Raw genomic sequence first — 19,185 nt, forward strand, 5'->3', positions numbered from 1 at the left:
GAGTGATTCCGTCGCTACGGTGGCTGCATGAGAATCCTCCTGGTCGGCGCCGGCGGCGTCGGCGACGCCTTCGCGAAGATCGCCGCCCGCCGCTCCTTCTTCGAGCAGATCATCGTCTGCGACTACGAGCTCGCCCGGGCCGAGCGCACCGTCGCCTGGATCCTCGAGCGGCACGGCGCCGACGGCGTCGAGAACCGCTTCGTCGCCGCGCGCATCGACGCCTCCGACGCCGAGAACGTCGAGACCGTCGCCCGCGCGCACGGCGCCACCCACGTGATGAACGCGGTCGAGCCGTCCTTCGTGCCGACGATCTTCGCGGGCGCCCTCGCCGCCGGCGCCGACTACGTCGACATGGCGATGAGCCTCTCCCGGCCGCACCCCGAGGAGCCGCACGCGAAGACCGGCCTGAAGCTCGGCGACGAGCAGTTCGCCGCCGCGCCCACGTGGGAATCCGCCGGCCGCCTCGCCCTGGTCGGCATGGGCGTCGAGCCCGGGCTCTCCGACGTCTTCGCCCGCTACGCCGCCGACCACCTCTTCGACGAGATCGACGAGCTGGGCGTCCGCGACGGCGCGAACCTCGTCGTCCGCGACGACTCCGGCGCCGAGATCTTCGCGCCCTCCTTCTCGATCTGGACGACCATCGAGGAGTGCCTGAACCCGCCGGTGATCTTCGAGAAGGACCGCGGCTGGTTCACGACGCCGCCGTTCTCCGAGCCGGAGGTCTTCGAGTTCCCCGAGGGGATCGGCCCCGTCGAGTGCGTCAACGTCGAGCACGAGGAGGTGCTGCTGATGCCGCGCTGGCTCGACGCGAAGCGGGTCACCTTCAAGTACGGCCTCGGCGCCGAGTTCATCGGCGTCCTCCGCACGCTCAACCTGCTCGGACTCGACCGCACCGAGCCGGTCCGGGTCCGCTCCGCCGACGGACCGGTGCTGGTCTCGCCGCGCGACGTGGTCGCCGCGGGCTTGCCCGACCCGGCGAGCATCGGCCCGCGGATGACCGGCAAGACCTGCGCGGGCCTCTGGGTCTCCGGCGCCAAGGACGGCGAGCACCGCGAGGTGTACCTGTACCACGTCAGCGACAACGAGTGGACGATGGCCGAGTACGGCACCCAGTGCGTCGTCTGGCAGACCGCACTCAACCCGGTGATCGCCCTCGAACTGCTCGCGACCGGCGCCTGGTCGGGCTCCGGGGTGCTCGGGCCGGAGGCGTTCGACGCCGAGCCGTTCCTCGAGCTGATGGCCCGCCCGCTCGACGAGGGCGGCTACGGCCAGCCGTGGCACGTCCGCGAGGACTGAGCGGGAGCGCGGTCGGCGGGGGCCGGGCGGGACGCCGGTCGATGCGGGGTGCGCGCGGATCGGGCCGGGGCGAGCCGGGCTCGGCCGGCGCCGCGACCCTAGGCTGACCCCATGAGCAACGACGACGGGCTCGCCTCGGCGAGGGACGACGCACGCACGGCCCTCGAGGCCGCCCGACGACTGCAGGCCGAGGCCGCCGAGGCGCTGGCCCGCGCGGAGGCTGCCGCCGCGGCCCTCGAGGCGGTCGCCGGTCCGGAGGAGGCGGCCGCGGTCGTCGACGACGTGCGGCTGGTCGACGGCGGTCCGGGGGAGGGGTCCGCGCCCGCCGCTGCACCCGCACCGGTCGAGGCGCCCGCACCGTCCGCCGCCCCCGCGCCCGGACCGCTCGCCGAGTCCGCCGTCGACGCCGTCCGAGCCGGCTACGCCTTCACCGGCCCCGCCCTCGAGATCGGCGCCCTCGTCAACGGCGACGCCCGCGCCGACGTCCCCGTCCGCATCCCGCTCGGGATGCTCAACCGCCACGGCCTCGTCGTCGGCGCGACCGGCACCGGCAAGACCAAGACGCTCCAGGTCCTCGCCGAGCAGCTCTCCGCGCACGGCGTCCCCGTCTTCGCCGCCGACATCAAGGGCGACCTCTCCGGCCTCGCGACCGCCGGCATCGCCGACGAGAAGCTGCTCGCCCGCACCCGCACCATCGGCCAGGACTGGACCCCCGAGGCCGCCCCCGCCGAGTACTTCGCGCTCGGCGGCGTCGGCACCGGCGTCCCGGTCCGCGCGACCGTCACCGGCTTCGGCGCCCTGCTGCTGGCGAAGGTCCTCGGCCTCAACCACACCCAGGAGTCGAGCCTCGGCCTGGTCTTCCACTACGCCGAGAGCGCCGGGCTGCCGCTCGTCGACCTCTCCGACCTCCGCGCCGTGCTCACCTACCTCGTCGGCGACGAGGGCAAGGCCGAGCTGGCCGAGCTCGGCGGGCTCTCCAAGGCCACCGCCGGCGTCATCCTGCGCGAGCTGATCGCCTTCGCCGACCAGGGCGCCGACGTCTTCTTCGGCGAGCCCGAGATCGACACGGCCGAGTTCCTCCGCCTCGCGCCCGACGGCCGCGGCGTGGTCAGCCTGCTGGAGGTCCCCGGAGTCGCGGACAAGCCCGCGCTGTTCTCGACGTTCCTGATGTGGCTGCTCGCCGACCTCTTCAATGACCTGCCCGAGGTCGGCGACCTCGACCGGCCCAAGCTGGTCTTCTTCTTCGACGAGGCGCACCTGCTCTTCCGCGACGCCTCGAAGGACTTCCTCGCGGCCATCACGCAGACCGTGCGGCTGATCCGCTCGAAGGGCGTCGGCATCGTCTTCGTGACGCAGACCCCGAAGGACGTGCCGAGCGACGTCCTCGCCCAGCTCGGCTCGCGGATCCAGCACCAGCTGCGCGCGCACACCCCCGACGACGCGAAGGCCCTGCGCGCCACGGTCTCGACCTACCCCGAGAGCGACTACGACCTCGGCGAGGTGCTGCAGGCGCTCCCCATCGGCGAGGCGATCGTCACGGTGATGAACGAGCGCGGCGCGCCGACCCCGGTCGCCTGGACCCGGCTCCGGGCACCGCGCGGCTCGATGGCGCCGACCCCCGAGGCCGAGCGGGAGGCGAGCGTCCAGCGCTCCCCGCTGCTCGCCCGCTACGGCACCCCGCTCGACCGCGACTCCGCCCGCGAGATCCTCACCCGCCGCCTCGACGCGGCCGCCGACGCCGAGGAGGCCCGCGCCGCCGCCGAGGAGCAGGCGGAGGAGGAGGCCCGCCGCGCGAAGGAGCAGGCCGCCGAGGCCGCCCGCAGCGCCAAGGAGCAGGCCGCCGAGGACGCCCGCCGCGCCAAGGAGGACGCCCGCGCCGCCGCTCAGCGGGCCAAGGACCGCGCCGCCGCCGAGCGCCGCGCCGACCAGGCGGCCGAGCGCTCCCGCCGCCGCACCGCGCCCACCACCCGCTCCCGCTCCCCCCGCCGCGACAAGACCGTCGTCGAGGAGGTCCTCGGGTCCTCGGTGGGGAAGACCTTGTTGCGCGAAGTCGTCCGAGGCATCTTCGGCACGGCCCGCCGCGGGCGCTGACGGGGCGATCTGCGGCGTTGTCGTCGGGCGCGATACCGCCGGTATCGCTTCCTCCTCCGCCTTGCAGCTCACCCCGTCAGCGCCCGCGGCCCCTGCTGATAGCTGGGGCGCGCGCCCCCTCCATGCTGATCGAGTAGCCCGCTCCGCGGGCGTATCGAGATCCACTCTGCTGGGGACGGCGGGTCTCGATACGCCGCCCTGCGGGCGCCTACTCGACCAGCATGTGGCGGCACCCCTCGTGCTGGTGCTGAAGCTGGCCCCGCCGCCCTCCATGCTGGTCGAGTAGCCCGCGGAGCGGGCGTATCGAGATCCACCCTGCTGAAGATGGCGGGTCTCGATACGCCGCCCTGCGGGCGCCTACTCGACCAGCATGTGGCGGCGCCCCTCGTGCTGGTGCTGAAGCCTGCCCCGCCGCCCTCCATGCTGATCGAGTAGCCCGCGCAGCGGGCGTATCGAGATCCACGGCACCAGCACTCCCGGTGCATGTCCGCTAACGCCGCCGTGTTAGCGTCGATACTCGTGACCGAGAGCCCGACGACCCGCGACCGCATCCTCAGCGCGACGGCGGCGCTGCTCGCGGAGGGCGGCCGCGACGCCGTCTCCACCCGGGCGATCAGCTCGGCGGCCGGCGTCCAGGCGCCCACCATCTACCGAACCTTCGGCGACCTCCGCGGGCTGCTCGATTCCGTCGCCGCCGCGGGCTTCGCCTCCGCCCAGGCCGAGTTCGACGCCGTCGACGCACCGGCCGACGCCGTCGACGCCCTCCGCGCCGCCTGGGACCACCACATCGCCTTCGGCCTCGCCGAGCCGCACCTCTACGCCCTGATGTTCACCGGGCGACCGGGGGAGGAGTCGGAGGCGGCCCGTCTCGCTCGCGCCGTCCTCGCCGCCCACGTCCGCGCCGTCGCGGAGGCCGGCCGCCTGACCGTCGAGGTCGAGCACGCCGCCCGCCTCCTGCAGTCCGCCGCCCTCGGCTGCACCCTCACTCTCGCGTCCGCGCCGGACGACGAGCTCTCCGCCCGCTCCCGCGAGGCCGTCCTGGCCGCGATCACCACGACGGAGGCGGGCCCGACCGACCCCGCGGCGCGCGCCTTCGCCGCCCACGCGGTCGCGCTGCGCACCGCGCTGCCCGGCGTCGACGGCCTCACCGCGGCCGAGTCCGCCCTCCTCGACGAGTGGCTCCTGCGCCTCACCCGCTGACGAGCGCGCTGACTCGCCCGAGAAGGCGCGTTCTCCGCACCGGGAACGAGCCTTCTCGGGCGACTCGGCGAGGGAGGCGCCGTGCGCCGGGAAACACCACGCGCCGGGAAACACCTGCGCCGGGAAGCAGAGAACGGCGCCGCAGCTGGCGAGAGCGTGCGGCGCCGTTCGGCGGAGGATGGGGGATTCGAACCCCCGAGGGCTTGCACCCAACACGCTTTCCAAGCGTGCGCCATAGGCCACTAGGCGAATCCTCCTGGCGCGACCGTGGCCGCGACTCATCGATACTAGCCGGTGCCGGCGCCCTCCGCTGACCACGGCAGTGCGACGGCCGTGCCCGCACCCCGCCGACGTCGGTTAGACTGTCTCCCGGCTCCCCGCGTGGCGCCATCCAGGCCAACTCCCCCAGGGCGGAAACGCAGCAAGGGTAACCGGGCTCTGGCGGGTGCGCGGGGGGTCTTTCCTTTTAACGGATCGCGCACCCGGCCCACCTCTCCTCCCCAGCCCGCCGCTCCTGCACGCTCTCCCATCCGGGGCACGCGCCCAGCCTCCGGAGGGCGCCCGTCGCTAGGCTTGCGCCGATGGTTCAGAGCATCTACATCTCGTCCGCCGAAGGTCATTCGGGCAAGTCCACGGTCGCCCTCGGCGTCCTCGACCTGCTCAGCAGTCAGGTGCAGCGGGTCGGCGTCTTCCGCCCGATCGCCCGCTCCACCTCCGAGCGCGACTACGTGCTCGAGATGCTGCTCGGGCACTCCGACTCGGGTCTCGCCTACGACGACTGCATCGGCGTCACCTACGAGGACGTGCACGCCGACGGCGAGGCAGCCCTCTCCCGCATCGTCGAGCGCTACAAGGCCGTCGAGTCGCAGTGCGACACCGTCGTGATCCTCGGCTCCGACTACACCGACGTCGGCAGCCCGACGGAGCTCGGCTACAACGCCCGCATCGCGGCGAACCTCGGCGCTCCCGTCCTCCTCGTCCTCACCGGTCGCGACCCGTCGCGGAGCGAGCAGCTCGGCCAGGCCCCCGCCCGCACGCCCGACGAGATGCGGCAGATCACCGAGCTCGCCGCGGTCGAGCTGCGCACCGCGCACGCGAGCCTCATCGGCGTCGTCGCCAACCGCGCCGACCCTGGCACCTCGGAGCAGGCCGTCGCCGCGATCCGCGAGGCCCTGCCCTCCGGCGCCCCGGTCTGGGCGATCCACGAGGACCCGTCCCTCGTCGCCCCGAGTGTCTCGCGCATCATCGACGCCGTCGACGGCGTCTTCGTCGCGGGCGATCCGGAGCTGCTCGGCCGCGAGGCGCTGGGCGTCGTCGTCGCCGGCATGTCGATGGTCAACGTGCTGCCGCGCCTGATGGAGGGCGGTGTCGTCATCGTCCCCGGCGACCGCCCCGAGGTCGTGCTCGCCGTGATCATGGCGCACGCCTCCGGCAACTTCCCGACGGTCTCCGCGATCATCCTCAACGGCGGCTTCGAGCTGCAGGAGCCGATCGTCCGCCTGATCGAGGGCGTCGACAACCGCCTGCCGATCGTGATGACCGAGCTCGGCACCTACGACACCGCCGTGCGCGTCACCGCCGCACGCGGTCGCCTCGCCGCCGACTCGCCGCGCAAGCGCGACACCTCCCTCGCCCTGTTCGCCGAGGCGATCGACCCCGTCGAGCTGCTCACCCTCCTCGACGTCGGCCGCTCCGAGGTCGTCACCCCGCTGATGTTCGAGTACGGCCTGATCGAGCGCGCCCGCATCGCAGACCGGCACATCGTGCTGCCCGAGGGCGGCGACGACCGCATCCTCCGCGCCGCCGCGACCGTGCTCAAGCGCGGCATCGCCCGCCTGACGATCCTCGGCGAGGAGGTCGAGGTGCGCTCCCGTGCCGCGAGCCTCGGCCTGGACATCGACGGCGCCCGCGTCCTCAGCGTCCTCGACCCGGAGCACCGCAACCGCTTCGCCGAGGAGTACGCCCGCATCCGCGCGCACAAGGGCATCACCTTCGACCACGCCTACGACACCGTCACCGATGTCTCCTACTTCGGCACGATGATGGTCCAGCTCGGCCTCGCCGACGGCATGGTCTCGGGAGCCGCGCACACCACCGCGCACACCATCCGCCCCGGCTTCGAGATCATCAAGACCAGCCCCGGCGTCTCCGTCGTCTCGAGCGTGTTCCTGATGGCGCTCGCCGACCGCGTCCTCGTCTACGGCGACTGCGCCGTGAACCCCGACCCGACCGAGGCGCAGCTGGCCGACATCGCGATCTCCTCCGCCGAGACGGCGCAGCAGTTCGGCATCGACCCGCGGATCGCGATGCTCTCCTACTCCACCGGTGAGAGCGGAGCGGGCGCCGACGTCGAGAAGGTCCGGGCCGCGACCGCGCTGGTCCGCGAGCGCCGCCCCGACCTGCTCGTGGAGGGCCCGATCCAGTACGACGCCGCAGCGGACGCGGCCGTCGCCGCCTCGAAGATGCCCGGCTCGCAGGTCGCCGGCCGCGCGACGGTGTTCATCTTCCCCGACCTCAACACGGGCAACAACACCTACAAGGCCGTGCAGCGCTCGGCCGGCGCCGTCGCGATCGGGCCGGTCCTGCAGGGCCTGCGGAAGCCGGTCAACGACCTCTCCCGCGGCGCCCTCGTGCAGGACATCGTCAACACCGTCGCGATCACCGCGATCCAGGCGGCGACCCAGGCCATCGTCCCGCCGACCTCCGCCATCCCCGTCGTGCGCTGAGGGCCACCCGCCCGAGCGCCCCGTCCGACCCCGAACCCCCAGGAGTCCCACCGTGTCCGTCGTCCTCGTCGTCAACAGCGGCTCGTCGTCCTTCAAGTACCAGCTCATCGAGATGACGACGGAGGAGACGCTCGCCAGCGGCCTCGTCGAGCGGATCGGCGAGGAGACCGGCCGCACCAAGCACAGCCACGACGGCGACACGGTCGAGTTCGAGACGCCGATCCCGGACCACACGGCCGGCTTCGACGCGATGATCCGCGCCTTCGCCGAGCACGGCCCGAGCCTCGACGAGTTCCCGCCGATCGCCGTCGGCCACCGCGTCGTGCACGGCGGCAAGCGCTTCTACGAGCCGACCGTCGTCACCGACCTCGTCAAGATCAACATCGAGGACCTCAGCGACCTCGCCCCGCTGCACAACCCCGCCAACCTCGAGGGCATCGAGGCCGCGCAGAAGGCCTTCCCGAGCGTCCCGCACGTCGCCGTCTTCGACACCGCGTTCCACCACACCATCCCCGCCGCGGCCTCCACCTACGCGATCCCCGCCGAGCTCGCCGACAAGCACCGCATCCGCCGCTACGGCTTCCACGGCACCTCGCACAAGTTCGTCTCCGAGGCCGCCGCCGCGTTCCTCGGGCGCCGCCGCTCCGACCTCAAGACGATCGTCCTGCACCTCGGCAACGGCGCCTCCGCCTGCGCGATCGACGGCGGCGCCTCCGTCGAGACCTCGATGGGCATGACGCCGCTCGAGGGTCTCGTGATGGGCACCCGCTCCGGCGACCTCGACCCGGCCGTCGTCTTCCACCTCGCCCGCAAGGCCGGCCTCTCCACCGACGAGCTCGACACCGTGCTCAACCGCCGCAGCGGACTCCTCGGCCTCTCCGGCCGCGGCGACATGCGCGACGTGCAGGACGCGGCCGAAGCCGGCGACGAGACCGCCCTCGCCGCCCTCGAGGTCTACTACCACCGGCTCCGCCACTACGTCGGCGCCTACTACGCCCAGCTCGGCCGCGTCGACGCGATCGTCTTCACCGCCGGAGTCGGCGAGAACGTCCCCGCCGTCCGCGCCGGCGCCCTCCGCGGCCTCGAGGGCCTCGGCATCGAGCTCGACCCCGAGCGCAACACCGCCCGCGACCGCGGGCCCCGCCGCATCTCCACCGACGACTCCCGCGTCGCCGTCCTCGTCATCCCCACCAACGAGGAGCTGGAGATCGCTCGGCAGTGCTTGTCGGTCGTGTAGCGGCGGAGCCGCTACACGACTCGCGGTCGGCTTGCACGGGTGGGAGCGGTCTGTGGAGCGGGTCGCGTCGGGCTGCCCTGAATCGCTGGCACGCGATTCCGGGTCGTGCCCTCTGCCTCGTCCGTGCAAGCACGGTGCGGCCGACGCCCTCGGTGGTCGCCTGAGCAGCGGTGGGGCCGCGCTGCCGCGCGAGCTGCTTCCGGCGACGGCGCCGGTGAACGTGCGAGCAGCGGAAGGGCCGCGCTGACGCGCGAGCTGCTGCCTTCCACGTCGCCGATGAACGTGCAAGCAGTGGGAGGGCCGCGCACGCGCGCGGGCTGCTGCCATCCGCGGTCGCCGTCCTGTGCATGCTGGTCGAGTAGCCGCGGTACGCGGCGTATCGAGACCCACCCTGCCCGAGCTTGCGGATCGAGACCCGCCCGCGTCAGCCGGCGAGGCGGGCGTCGCCCGCGTAGACGTTGAAGCCCGCGCCGCGGCTGAAGCCGATGAGGGTGAGACCCGCGTCGCGGGCGAGGTCGACGGCGAGCGAGGACGGGGCGCCGACCGCCGCGAGGAGGGGGACGCCCGCCATCACGGCCTTCTGGACGAGCTCGAACGAGGCGCGGCCCGACACCTGCAGCAGCGTGCCGCGCAGCGGCAGCCGGCCCTCGCGCAGGCCCCAGCCGACGACCTTGTCGACCGCGTTGTGCCGCCCCACGTCCTCCCGCAGCGCCAGAAGCGAGCCGTCCGAGTCGAAGAGGCCGGCCGCGTGCAGGCCGCCGGTCCGCTCGAACACCGCCTGCGCCTCCCGCAGCCGGTCCGGCAGCGACACGAGCAGCTCGGTCGACACCCGCAGCGGATCCTCCGCCACGCTCCACGCCGACTCCGTCGCGACGGCCTCGAGCGACGCCAGCCCGCACACCCCGCACGAGCTCGACGTGTACACCGAGCGCTCGCGGTCGAGCAGGATCTCCGCGCGGCCCCCGCGCACCGTCGCGTCGATCACGTTGTAGGTGTTCTCGCTCGGCCCCGCGCCGCTCGCGCAGTAGCGCATCGCGGCGAGCTGCTCCGTCGAGGTGAGCACCCCCTCCGACACCAGGAACCCGGCGACCAGGTCGAAGTCCTCCCCGGGAGTGCGCATGGTGACGCTGAAGCGCCGCCCGCCCACGCGGATCTCGAGCGGCTCCTCGACGGCCAGCACGTCCTCGCGGCGGCGGGTCGGCTCCCCGGCGCGGACGGCGATCAGGCGGGTCCGGGCGACGGCACGGCTCATGGGGTCCTCCTCGACGCGGCTGGCGCACCGCCCCGCGACCTGAGAGCCCGGACGGCCGGCGCTCATCCTCCCACCCGCTCCCCGACGTAGCATGCAGGAATGGTCGATGACGCCGAAGCCCGCGAGAACCCGATCGACGAGAGCGCCGTCACGGTCGGCGCCCCGAAGAGGCGGGCCGTCGGCATCCCCGGCGTCGCGCACGCGCTGCAGATCTCGCTCAAGCAGATGGGCCCGCTGCGCAGCGCCGAGACCCTCCTCCGCGTCAACCAGAAGACCGGCTTCGACTGCCCCGGCTGCGCCTGGCCCGAGGCCGACAAGCGGCACGTCGCCGAGTTCTGCGAGAACGGCGCGAAGGCGGTCGCCGAGGAGGCGACGCTGCGCACCGTCACGTCCGCCTTCTTCGCCGCGCACTCGCTGATCGAGCTCGCGGGCTGGGACGACTACCAGCTCGGCCAGCAGGGCCGCCTCACCGAGCCGATGCTCCTGGACGAGGGCGCGACGCACTACCGCCCGGTCGGCTGGGACGAGGCGCTCGACGTCGTCGCGGACGAGCTGCGCGCCTGCGCCGACCCCGACCAGGCGATCTTCTACACCTCCGGCCGCACCTCCAACGAGGCCGCGTTCGTCTACCAGCTGCTGGTGCGCGGCTTCGGCACCAACAACCTGCCCGACTGCTCCAACATGTGCCACGAGTCCAGCGGCTCGGCCCTGACCGAGACGATCGGCATCGGCAAGGGCACGGTCAGCCTCCGCGACGTCGAGCGGGCGCCGCTGCTGATCGTCGCCGGCCAGAACCCGGGCACCAACCACCCGCGGATGCTCACCGCGCTCGAGCGGGCGAAGCGCGCGGGCAGCACCATCGTCGCCATCAACCCGCTGCCCGAGGCGGGCCTGCTGCGCTTCGAGAACCCGCAGACCGTCCGCGGCATGATCGGCGGCGGCACGGCCCTCGCCGACCACTTCCTCCAGGTGCGGCTGGGCGGCGACCAGGCGCTCTTCCAGGGCTTCGGCAAGGCGCTCCTCGACGCGGAGGAGGCGAGGGGCGGCGTCTTCGACCGCGCCTTCATCGCCGAGAGCACCGACGGGCTCGAGGGCTACCTCGACGAGATCCGCGGCACCGAGTGGTCCGAGATCGAGCGGGCGAGCGGGATCGACGAGGCCCGGATCCGCGCGATCGCCGAGCTGATCGCCGCGAGCGAGGGCACCATCGTCTGCTGGGCGATGGGGCTCACCCAGCACGCGCACTCCGTCGCGACGCTCAAGGACGTCGTCAACGTCCTGCTGCTGACCGGCAGCATCGGCAAGCCCGGCGCGGGCGTGTGCCCGGTCCGCGGCCACTCGAACGTGCAGGGCGACCGCACGGTGGGCATCTTCGAGCGGATGCCCGACTCCTTCCACGACGCCCTCGACCGCGAGTTCTCCTTCGCCTCGCCGCGCGAGCACGGCACCGACACGGTCGCCGCGATCCGCGCCATGCGCGACGGCAAGGCGCGCGTCTTCATGGGCCTCGGCGGCAACTTCGCCCGCGCGACGCCCGACACCGGCGTCACCGAGGCCGCGATGCGCTCGCTCGCGCTCACGGTGCACGTCTCGACCAAGCTCAACCGCTCGCACGTCGTCACCGGCCGCCGCGCGCTGATCCTGCCGACCCTCGGCCGCACCGACTCCGACAAGCGCGCGACGGGGGAGCAGCGGGTCACCGTCGAGGACTCGATGAGCGCCGTGCACGCCTCGCGCGGGCGGCTCGCGCCGCCGAGTCCGGTCCTGCAGTCCGAGGTCGCCATCCTCACCGGCATCGCGGAGCGCCTGCTCGCCGACCGCCCGAACGCGCCGGTCGTCGACTGGGCGGCGCTGCGGGAGGACTACCGCCTGATCCGCCGCCACATCGCCGCCGTCGTCCCCGGCTTCGAGGACTTCGAGCGCCGCGTGAACGAGCCGGGCGGCTTCGTCCTGCCGAACCCGCCGCGCGACGAGAGGCGCTTCGCCACCGCGACCGGCCTCGCCCGCTTCACCGCGAACCCGCTGCAGTACCCGAAGGTCCCGGGGGGGCGCCTGCTGCTGCAGACGCTGCGCTCGCACGACCAGTTCAACACCACGATCTACGGCAAGGACGACCGCTACCGCGGCATCCACGGCGGCCGTCGCGTCGTCTTCGTGCACGCTGCCGACATCGCCGAGCAGGGCCTCGCCGACGGCGCGATGGTCGACCTGGTCTCGGAGTGGGAGGACGGCCTCGAGCGCCGAGCCCCGTCCTTCCGCGTCGTCGCGTACGACACCCCGCGCGGCTGCATCGCGGCCTACTACCCCGAGACGAACGTGCTCGTCCCGCTCGACTCCACCGCGGCCGTCAGCGGCACCCCCACCTCGAAGTCCGTCGTCGTCCGCCTGGAGCCGGCCGCCTGATCCGCCCGGCCGCCCAGCGGCCGGCTCGCCCTCATGCTGGTCGAGTAGCCGCGGAGCGGCGTATCGAGACCCACCCTTCCTGACGCCGGTCGATCTCGATACGCCCGCTGCGCGGGCTACTCGATCAGCATGAAGGCGGGCCACTCGCTACGGCCGCTGCGGAACATGCTGGTCGAGTAGCCGCGCAGCGGCGTATCGAGACCCGCCCCGCCAGCAGCCCGGTCCCGCTCACCACGGCAGCCGCAGCAGACGCACCCTCTCCCCGGCCGCGGCACCGCCCGCCGGAACGACGGCGACAGCCTCCGCCACCGTGAGCCCCGAGAGCATGTGCGAGCGGATCCCGTGCACCGCCCGCCAGACGCCGTCCGCCTCGACGACCGGCACGAGCACGGTCGACCCGGCGCGGCCGAGCGGCTCTCCCAGCACGCCCTGACGCAGCACCGGCGCGGCGGCCCCGCTCGCCGCGTCCAGCGCCGGCGGCAGGAACGACAGCGCCGCGAGGAACGCGGCGAGCGGATTCCCGGGCAGCGCGAGCACGACCGCCCCGCCGGGCAGCGACGCGATCACCGTCGGATGCCCCGGCCGCATCGCGACCCCGTCGACCAGGACGGTCGCTCCCGCGATCCGGAGCGCCCGCCGCACCGCGTCCACCCGGGACCGCCCGGTCCCGCCCGTCGTGATCTGCAGCGGAGCCGTGCTCGCGAGCAGCGCGCGGGCGATCGCCTCGTCGTCGTCGCCGAGCCGCCGCACCGATCCCGCCGCACCCCCGCCGCGCGCGACGAGCGGCGGCAGCAGCGGCGTGAACGCGTCCCGGACGCGGCCGGCCCCGGGCATCCCCGCGGTGTCGACCTCGTCACCGGTGAAGAGCAGATCGACCGTCGCCGGCCGCCGCACGACGAGCTCGTCGAAGCCCGAGATCGCGAGCAGCGCCAGGTGCGCCGGCCGCAGCCGCACGCCGGAGTCGACGAGCGCGGTTCCGGCCGGGGCCTCGTCGCCCGCGCTGCGGATGTGCCGTCCGAGCGGCACCGGGTGCTCCGAGGAGAGCACGTCCCCGGTCACCCGGCCGCGCTCGCTCGGGAGGACGCCCTCGCACCACTCCGGCACGACCCCGCCGGTGACGATCGGCTCGGCGCTGCCCGGTCCGAGCCGCCAGGGCGACGCCCCGCGGACGGCCCAGCCGTCCATCGCCGAGGAGTCGTAGTGGGGGAGCGGTCGCGGAGCGAGCACGGCGGTCGCCGTGACAGAGCCCTCCGCCTCGAGCAGCGCGACCGTCGCGAGCGGCCCGGGAGCGGTCGCCGTGCTGATCCGCGCGCGAGCGCCGTCCCAGTCGATGTCGCTCATCCGTCCATTCTGGTCGCGCCCAGGGCGGGCCGGCGACGGCGCCGGATCCGAGGACCCGGCGCCGTCGACGGGCTCAGCCGAGGTACCCGTTCGGGTTGAGCACGAACTTCTTCGCGGCGCCCTTGTCGAAGTCGGCGTAGCCCTGCGGCGCCTCGTCCAGCGTGATGGCCGTGGCCTGCACCGCCTTCGCGATCTGCACCTTGTCGTGCAGGATCGCCATCATCAGCGAGCGGTTGTACTTCATCACCGGGCACTGGCCGGTCGTGAAGGACAGCGACTTCGCCCAGCCCAGCCCGAGGCGGATCGAGAGCGAGCCCTCCTGCGCGGCCTCGTCCACTCCGCCCGGGTCACCGGTGACGTAGAGCCCCGGGATGCCGAGCGCGCCGCCCGCCGCGGTGATCGACATCAGGGAGTTCAGCACGGTGGCCGGCGCCTCGGTGCCCGAGTCGGCGCCGTTGCCGTGCGCCTCGAAGCCCACGGCGTCCACGCCGCAGTCGACCTCCGGCACGCCGAGGATCTGCTCGATCTGCCCGGCCGGGTCGCCCTTCGAGACGTCCACGGTCTCGCAGCCGAACGAGCGCGCCTGCGCGAGCCGCTCCTCGTTGAGGTCCGCGACGATCACGACGGCCGCGCCGAGCAGCTGCGCGCCGACGGCAGCGGCCAGTCCGACCGGGCCCGCTCCGGCGACGTAGACCGTCGAGCCGACGCCGACGCCCGCGGTGACCGCGCCGTGGAAGCCGGTCGGGAAGATGTCCGAGAGCATCGTGAGGTCGAGGATCTTCTCCAGCGCCTGGTCGCGGTCGGGGAAGACGAGCAGGTTCCAGTCGGCGTAGGGGACCATCACGTACTCGGCCTGCCCGCCGACCCAGCCGCCCATGTCGACGTAGCCGTAGGCGCTGCCCGGGCGGTCCGGATTCACGTTCAGGCAGATGCCGGTCTTGCGCTCCTTGCAGTTGCGACAGCGGCCGCAGGCGATGTTGAACGGCACCGAGACGATGTCGCCGACCTTGACGAACTCGACGTCCGGCCCGACCTCGACGACCTCGCCGGTGATCTCGTGCCCGAGGACGAGATCGGCGGGAGCGGTGGTGCGCCCGCGGACCATGTGCTGGTCCGAGCCGCAGATGTTGGTCGAGACGGTGCGGAGGATCGCGCCGTGCGGCAGCTTCCTGCCGATGTTCGCCGGGTTCACGCCCGGCCCGTCCTTCAGCTCGAAGGTCGGGTAGTCGATGTCGATGACCTCGACGACGCCGGGGCTCTTGTAGGCGACTGCTCTGTTGCCTGACATGCGGTTCTCCTTCACGGGATGCGACCGCGGTGCGTGAGCGCCCGCGGGAGCCGCGCCGCGATCGTCCGGAGGAGGGCCGCGGCGTCGAGGCTCGAGCGAAACGTACGCCCGAAGCCTGGTGCCGGATCGAGGGGGAGGGAGTAGCGTCTCAGGATTCGTGCGTTCGCATGCGAATGGCCTCCAGAGACGTCCGCACCGCCGCGTCGAGCGCCGCCCGGTCGCCGCCCTGCAGGCCCGCGGCGTAGCCGGCGAGGAACGTCGTCAGCGGAGCGGCCGGCCGCACCACGCCGTGCGCCGCGTCGCCGGCCAGGGAGAGCAGGGCGTCGCGCTCGACCGGAACGTCGGCGAGCCCGAGGGCGGCGCTCAGCTCGTCCCACCAGGCGGCGAGCAGTGCGGCGGTGTCCTCGCGGGCGTCCGGGGCGGAGGAAGGGGTCGCGTTCGTGTCGTGGGTCACGCGTTCAGTCTGCGCCCGGTTCGGATTCTGCGCCCCGCGCGCTCTCCGCGCCCGGCACGGCGATGCCGTGGCGGCGGGCGTCGGCGCGGTCGTCGACGTCCGCGGTCGATCCGGCCGGCACCTCGACGAGCCGCACGGCCAGCCCCGCCAGGAGTGCGCGGACGGAGGCGCCGTCGACCTCGGGGAGCCGGGCCACAGCGGCCGTCAGAGCAGCTCGGCGGTGCAGGCCGAGGAGGAGCTGCGCGCGGCCGTCCCCGTCGACGGCGAGCAGGGCGTCGGCCTCCGGACCCGCGGCGGCGGCCAGCAGCCGATCGAGTGCCGGAGCGGGATCGACGAGGTCGGCCGCGAGCACGGCGATCCAGCCGGCCGCGTCCTCCCGCGCGAGCAGGGGCAGCGCCGCCGCGAGACCGGCGACCGGTCCGCCGAACGCGGGCCGCTCCTGGACGAGGAGCGCCGCTCCGACTCCGCCGCGGAGCTCCGGCGGTCCCGCGACCACGACGCGCCGGGAGCCGGCGACAGCGGCCAGGGCGTGCGCGAGCAGCGTCGAGCCGCCGTGCTCGAGCAGCGGCTTGGCCGCGCCGCCGAGGCGCTCGCCGCGTCCGCCGGCGAGGACGACGGCGTCGAACGGGGGAGTGCGGGGGCGGCCGGTCACGGCCTCGAGGCTACGGGAGGCGGCGGCTCCGGCGACCCGCGTCCGGTGTCGGAGGTCGCGGCTACTCTTGTCGGGTGGTAGCAGCCCTGTATCGCCGGTACCGGCCGGAGACGTTCGCCGAGATGATCGGCCAGTCCCAGGTGACCGATCCGCTCATGACGGCGCTGCGCACCAACCGCGTCAATCACGCCTACCTCTTCAGCGGCCCGCGCGGCTGCGGCAAGACGACGTCGGCGCGCATCCTCGCCCGCTGCCTCAACTGCGCCCAGGGCCCGACGGACACCCCGTGCGGCGTCTGCGACAGCTGTGTCGAGCTCAGCCGCGACGGTCAGGGCTCGCTCGACGTCGTCGAGATCGACGCCGCGAGCCACAACGGCGTCGACGACGCGCGCGACCTGCGCGAGCGGGCGATCTTCGCCCCGGCCCGCGACCGCTTCAAGATCTTCATCCTCGACGAGGCGCACATGGTGACGCCGCAGGGCTTCAACGCACTGCTCAAGATCGTCGAGGAGCCGCCGGAGCACGTGAAGTTCATCTTCGCGACGACCGAGCCCGACAAGGTCATCGGCACGATCCGCTCGCGCACGCACCACTACCCGTTCCGGCTCGTCCCGCCGGCGCAGATGCTCGACTACACGCAGGAGCTCTGCGAGCGCGAGAAGGTGAGCGTCGCCGCGGGCGTGCTCCCGCTGGTCGTCCGGGCCGGCGGCGGCTCGGTCCGCGACACCCTCTCGCTCCTCGACCAGCTGATGGCCGGCTCCGAGGACGAGACGGTCGAGTACGAGCGCGCGGTCGCGCTGCTCGGCTACACCCACGGCGCGCTGCTCGACGAGGTCGTCGACGCGCTCGCCGAGCACGACTCCGCCGAGGCGTTCGGCGCCGTCGACCGGGTCATCCAGACCGGCCAGGACCCGCGCCGCTTCGTCGAGGACCTGCTCGAGAAGCTCCGCGACCTCATCGTCGTCGCCGCCACAGGCGGCGCGGCCTCCGCAGTCCTGCGCGGCGTCTCCCAGGACGAGCTCGACAGGATGGCCGGCCAGTCGCGCGCCCTCGGGCTCGGCGAGCTCTCCCGCATCGCCGACATCGTCAACGATGCGCTCACCGAGATGACGGGCGCGACCTCGCCGCGGCTGCACCTCGAGCTGATGATCGCGCGCACGCTGGTGCACGGCGCCGGCGCGGCGGCCGCTCCGGCGTCCGTCGTGGTACCGGCGCCGTCGCAGGCCGCCCCGGCGTCGACGCGGCCTTCCGCCGACTCGCGTGCTCCGGAGCCGCGCGCGCCCGAGTCCCGTGCCGCCGCCTCCCGCGCACCCGGGACCCGCGCGCCCGAGTCGCGCATGCCGGAGCCGCACCTCCCGTCGCACGCCGCGACGCCGGAGTCGGTGCCGGACTCGATCGCGGCGGCCCCGCGCGTCGAGGCCCCGGTCGTCTCCGCGGCGTCGGTCGAGGCCGGCTCCGGCACGGCCGCGGCGCCCGACGCCGTCCCGAGCGCCGCCGCCGACTCGACTCCGGCCGATTCGACTCCCGCCGACGCGACTCCGGCCGGCACCGCGGCTCCGCGCCCGGCCGCGCCCGCCGCAGCGCCCCACCCCTCCGCGGCGGACGAGCCCGGCGGTGTCACCCTGCAGCGGATGAAGGACAGCTGGCCCGAGATCCTCGAGGTCGTGCAGAAGGCCCGGATGACGGCCTGGCTCGTCGCCTACACCGCGCAGGTGCGGGCGCTGAAGGACGACGTCCTCACGCTCTCCTTCCCGAGCCAGAACGACGTCGACTCGTTCAAGATGGCCGGCAGCGCCGGTCAGCCCGGCGTCAGCGAGCACCTGCGCCAGGCGATCCAGCAGGTCCTCGGCCTCCGGGTGAAGTACATCGCCCGCGTCGAGCCCCGCGCGACCGCGCCCGAGGCCGAGCGCGCCGCCGTCGAGGCGACCCCGCCGCCCGCCGCCGAGCAGTCCGCCGCGCAGCAGCCCGCGGCGGCGACCGCCCCCAGCGACCCCGACGAATGGGCGACGGTCGCCATCCCGGCCGACCCGGCCCCCGCCGAGGTCGCCGCCGAGCCCGCGATCGAGACGGTCGTCGCTCCCGAGCCGTCCGACGTGCCGGTCCTCGCCCCATCGCCGCGCTCAGCCCCGGTCGTCCCGGCGGAGGAGCCCCCGGTCCGCCCGGCAGCCGCGTCGGCCGGCCCCTCGGACGACGAGCCGCCGTTCGACGAGGAGCCGCCCGAGGAGGACATGCCGCCGGTCGAGCCGCCGATGCCCGACTCCTGGGCGACCGTCGCGCCCCCCGGCGAGCCGTCCGCACCACCGGCGCCCGTCGCTCCCGCGCCCGTCCGTGCCCGCGAGCGGCCGGAGCCGGCGCCCCGCCCGGTGACCCGCACCACCCGCTCGGCCACGGCCGACGGCCGCCAGCGCTACGGCGAGGCCGTGGTGCGCGAGATCCTCGGCGCCCAGTTCATCGAGGAGCAGCCGCACGTCCCCCGCGGTCCGCGGGTGACCGGCGCATGACCGTCGCCCCGCTCCTCACTCCCGCACTCCTCACCACTGAATCCGCATCCCGAGAGGAGGCGACCGCATGTACGAAGGCATCGTCCAGGAGCTGATCGACGAGCTCGGCCGGCTCCCCGGCATCGGCCCGAAGTCGGCTCAGCGCATCGCGTTCCACATCCTGCAGACCGAGACGTTCGACGTGACGCGTCTCGCCGAGATCCTGCTGGAGCTGCGCAACCGCGTGCACTTCTGCGACATCTGCGGCAACGTCGCGGAGGAGGCGACCTGCGGCATCTGCCGCGACCCGCGCCGCAGCCGCGCCGTCATCTGCGTGGTCGAGGAGGCGAAGGACGTCCCCGCCATCGAGCGCACCCGCGAGTTCCGCGGCCTCTACCACGTGCTCGGCGGCGCGATCAGCCCGATCGACGGCATCGGCCCCGACCAGCTCCGGATCCGCCAGCTGCTGCAGCGCCTGGCCGACGGCGAGGTCCAGGAGGTCATCATCGCGACCGACCCCAACCTCGAGGGCGAGGCCACCGCGACCTACCTCTCCCGCATGCTCAGCACCCTCGGCATCCGCATCACCCGCCTCGCCTCCGGCCTCCCCGTCGGCGGCGACCTCGAGTACGCCGACGAGATCACCCTCGGCCGCGCCTTCGAGGGCCGCCGCCTCGTCGAGAACTGACGCGGACCCGCCGGTCGGGCCCGCGGCCGCAACATGACCCCTCGCGCATGCGCCCGCCGGTAGACTCCTGCGTCGGG

General features: G+C 73.9%; 13 protein-coding genes, 1 tRNA gene and 1 other RNA gene. 9 read left to right on the forward strand and 6 right to left on the reverse strand.

All coding sequences use genetic code 11. From position 1 onward, the window contains the following. The first annotated feature begins 27 nt into the window (after positions 1-27). The 3 genes from MT355_RS02650 to MT355_RS02660 all read left to right on the forward strand — a co-directional run bounded on the left by MT355_RS02650 (position 28) and on the right by MT355_RS02660 (position 4,587). Entirely contained in the window at positions 28-1,296 is a 1,269-nt protein-coding gene (locus MT355_RS02650; protein ID WP_123705224.1) for a saccharopine dehydrogenase family protein, read from the forward strand. A 111-nt stretch (positions 1,297-1,407) separates the two neighbouring features. Then, the gene (locus MT355_RS02655) at positions 1,408-3,387 is read left to right on the forward strand and encodes a helicase HerA-like domain-containing protein (RefSeq protein ID WP_243598425.1); all 1,980 of its coding nucleotides are present in this window, start codon (positions 1,408-1,410) and stop codon (positions 3,385-3,387) included. Positions 3,388-3,906: 519 nt separating this feature from the next. Then, positions 3,907-4,587, forward strand: a complete 681-nt coding sequence (locus MT355_RS02660) for a TetR/AcrR family transcriptional regulator (RefSeq protein WP_243598426.1) — start codon at positions 3,907-3,909, stop codon at positions 4,585-4,587. 172 nt (positions 4,588-4,759) lie between these two features. Here MT355_RS02660 and MT355_RS02665 read toward each other — a convergent pair. Beyond that, positions 4,760-4,844 (reverse strand) — tRNA-Ser (locus tag MT355_RS02665). Between the two features lie 111 nt (positions 4,845-4,955). On the opposite strand from MT355_RS02665, the gene ffs reads away from it, so the two are divergent. From ffs to MT355_RS02680, 3 genes are all read left to right on the forward strand, one after another. Continuing rightward, positions 4,956-5,052: signal recognition particle sRNA small type (ffs, locus tag MT355_RS02670), an RNA gene on the forward strand. A 116-nt stretch (positions 5,053-5,168) separates the two neighbouring features. Next, positions 5,169-7,313: a phosphate acetyltransferase gene (pta, locus tag MT355_RS02675; RefSeq protein WP_243598427.1), complete on the forward strand. Its 2,145-nt coding sequence runs from the start codon at positions 5,169-5,171 to the stop codon at positions 7,311-7,313. Positions 7,314-7,365: 52 nt separating this feature from the next. Beyond that, positions 7,366-8,550 (forward strand): acetate/propionate family kinase, encoded by a 1,185-nt coding sequence (locus MT355_RS02680; RefSeq protein WP_243598428.1) that lies wholly within the window; start codon positions 7,366-7,368, stop codon positions 8,548-8,550. Between the two features lie 424 nt (positions 8,551-8,974). On the opposite strand, the gene fdhD is transcribed toward MT355_RS02680, so the two are convergent. Beyond that, on the reverse strand, positions 8,975-9,802 hold the full coding sequence (gene fdhD, locus MT355_RS02685) for a formate dehydrogenase accessory sulfurtransferase FdhD (RefSeq protein ID WP_243598429.1): 828 nt from the start codon (positions 9,800-9,802) through the stop codon (positions 8,975-8,977). Between the two features lie 99 nt (positions 9,803-9,901). Between fdhD and MT355_RS02690 the strand changes: the two genes are divergently transcribed. Then, positions 9,902-12,205 (forward strand): FdhF/YdeP family oxidoreductase, encoded by a 2,304-nt coding sequence (locus MT355_RS02690; RefSeq protein ID WP_243598430.1) that lies wholly within the window; start codon positions 9,902-9,904, stop codon positions 12,203-12,205. Positions 12,206-12,433: 228 nt separating this feature from the next. On the opposite strand, the gene MT355_RS02695 is transcribed toward MT355_RS02690, so the two are convergent. The 4 genes from MT355_RS02695 to MT355_RS02710 form a co-directional block, all read right to left on the reverse strand. Beyond that, a complete protein-coding gene (locus MT355_RS02695; RefSeq protein ID WP_243598431.1) occupies positions 12,434-13,546 on the reverse strand; it encodes a molybdopterin molybdotransferase MoeA in 1,113 nt (370 codons plus the stop codon). A gap of 73 nt (positions 13,547-13,619) precedes the next feature. Beyond that, on the reverse strand, positions 13,620-14,834 hold the full coding sequence (fdhA, locus tag MT355_RS02700) for a formaldehyde dehydrogenase, glutathione-independent (protein ID WP_123447705.1): 1,215 nt from the start codon (positions 14,832-14,834) through the stop codon (positions 13,620-13,622). Between the two features lie 148 nt (positions 14,835-14,982). Further along, positions 14,983-15,288, reverse strand: coding sequence for a DUF6457 domain-containing protein (locus MT355_RS02705; RefSeq protein ID WP_207901812.1), 306 nt, complete (start codon positions 15,286-15,288; stop codon positions 14,983-14,985). A gap of 4 nt (positions 15,289-15,292) precedes the next feature. Continuing rightward, complete coding sequence (locus MT355_RS02710) at positions 15,293-15,940, reverse strand: NTP transferase domain-containing protein (protein ID WP_243598432.1); 648 nt, start codon at positions 15,938-15,940, stop codon at positions 15,293-15,295. 74 nt (positions 15,941-16,014) lie between these two features. Here MT355_RS02710 and MT355_RS02715 point away from each other — a divergent pair, with 74 nt between their 5' ends. Together MT355_RS02715 and recR are read left to right on the forward strand one after the other, a co-directional pair. After that, a complete protein-coding gene (locus MT355_RS02715; protein WP_243598433.1) occupies positions 16,015-18,441 on the forward strand; it encodes a DNA polymerase III subunit gamma and tau in 2,427 nt (808 codons plus the stop codon). Between the two features lie 67 nt (positions 18,442-18,508). After that, positions 18,509-19,108, forward strand: a complete 600-nt coding sequence (recR, locus tag MT355_RS02720; protein WP_123447702.1) for a recombination mediator RecR — start codon at positions 18,509-18,511, stop codon at positions 19,106-19,108. Positions 19,109-19,185: the final 77 nt, after the last annotated feature.

It is taken from the genome of Rathayibacter sp. VKM Ac-2929 (assembly GCF_022815495.1).
Classification (GTDB): Bacteria; Actinomycetota; Actinomycetes; order Actinomycetales; family Microbacteriaceae; genus Rathayibacter; species Rathayibacter festucae.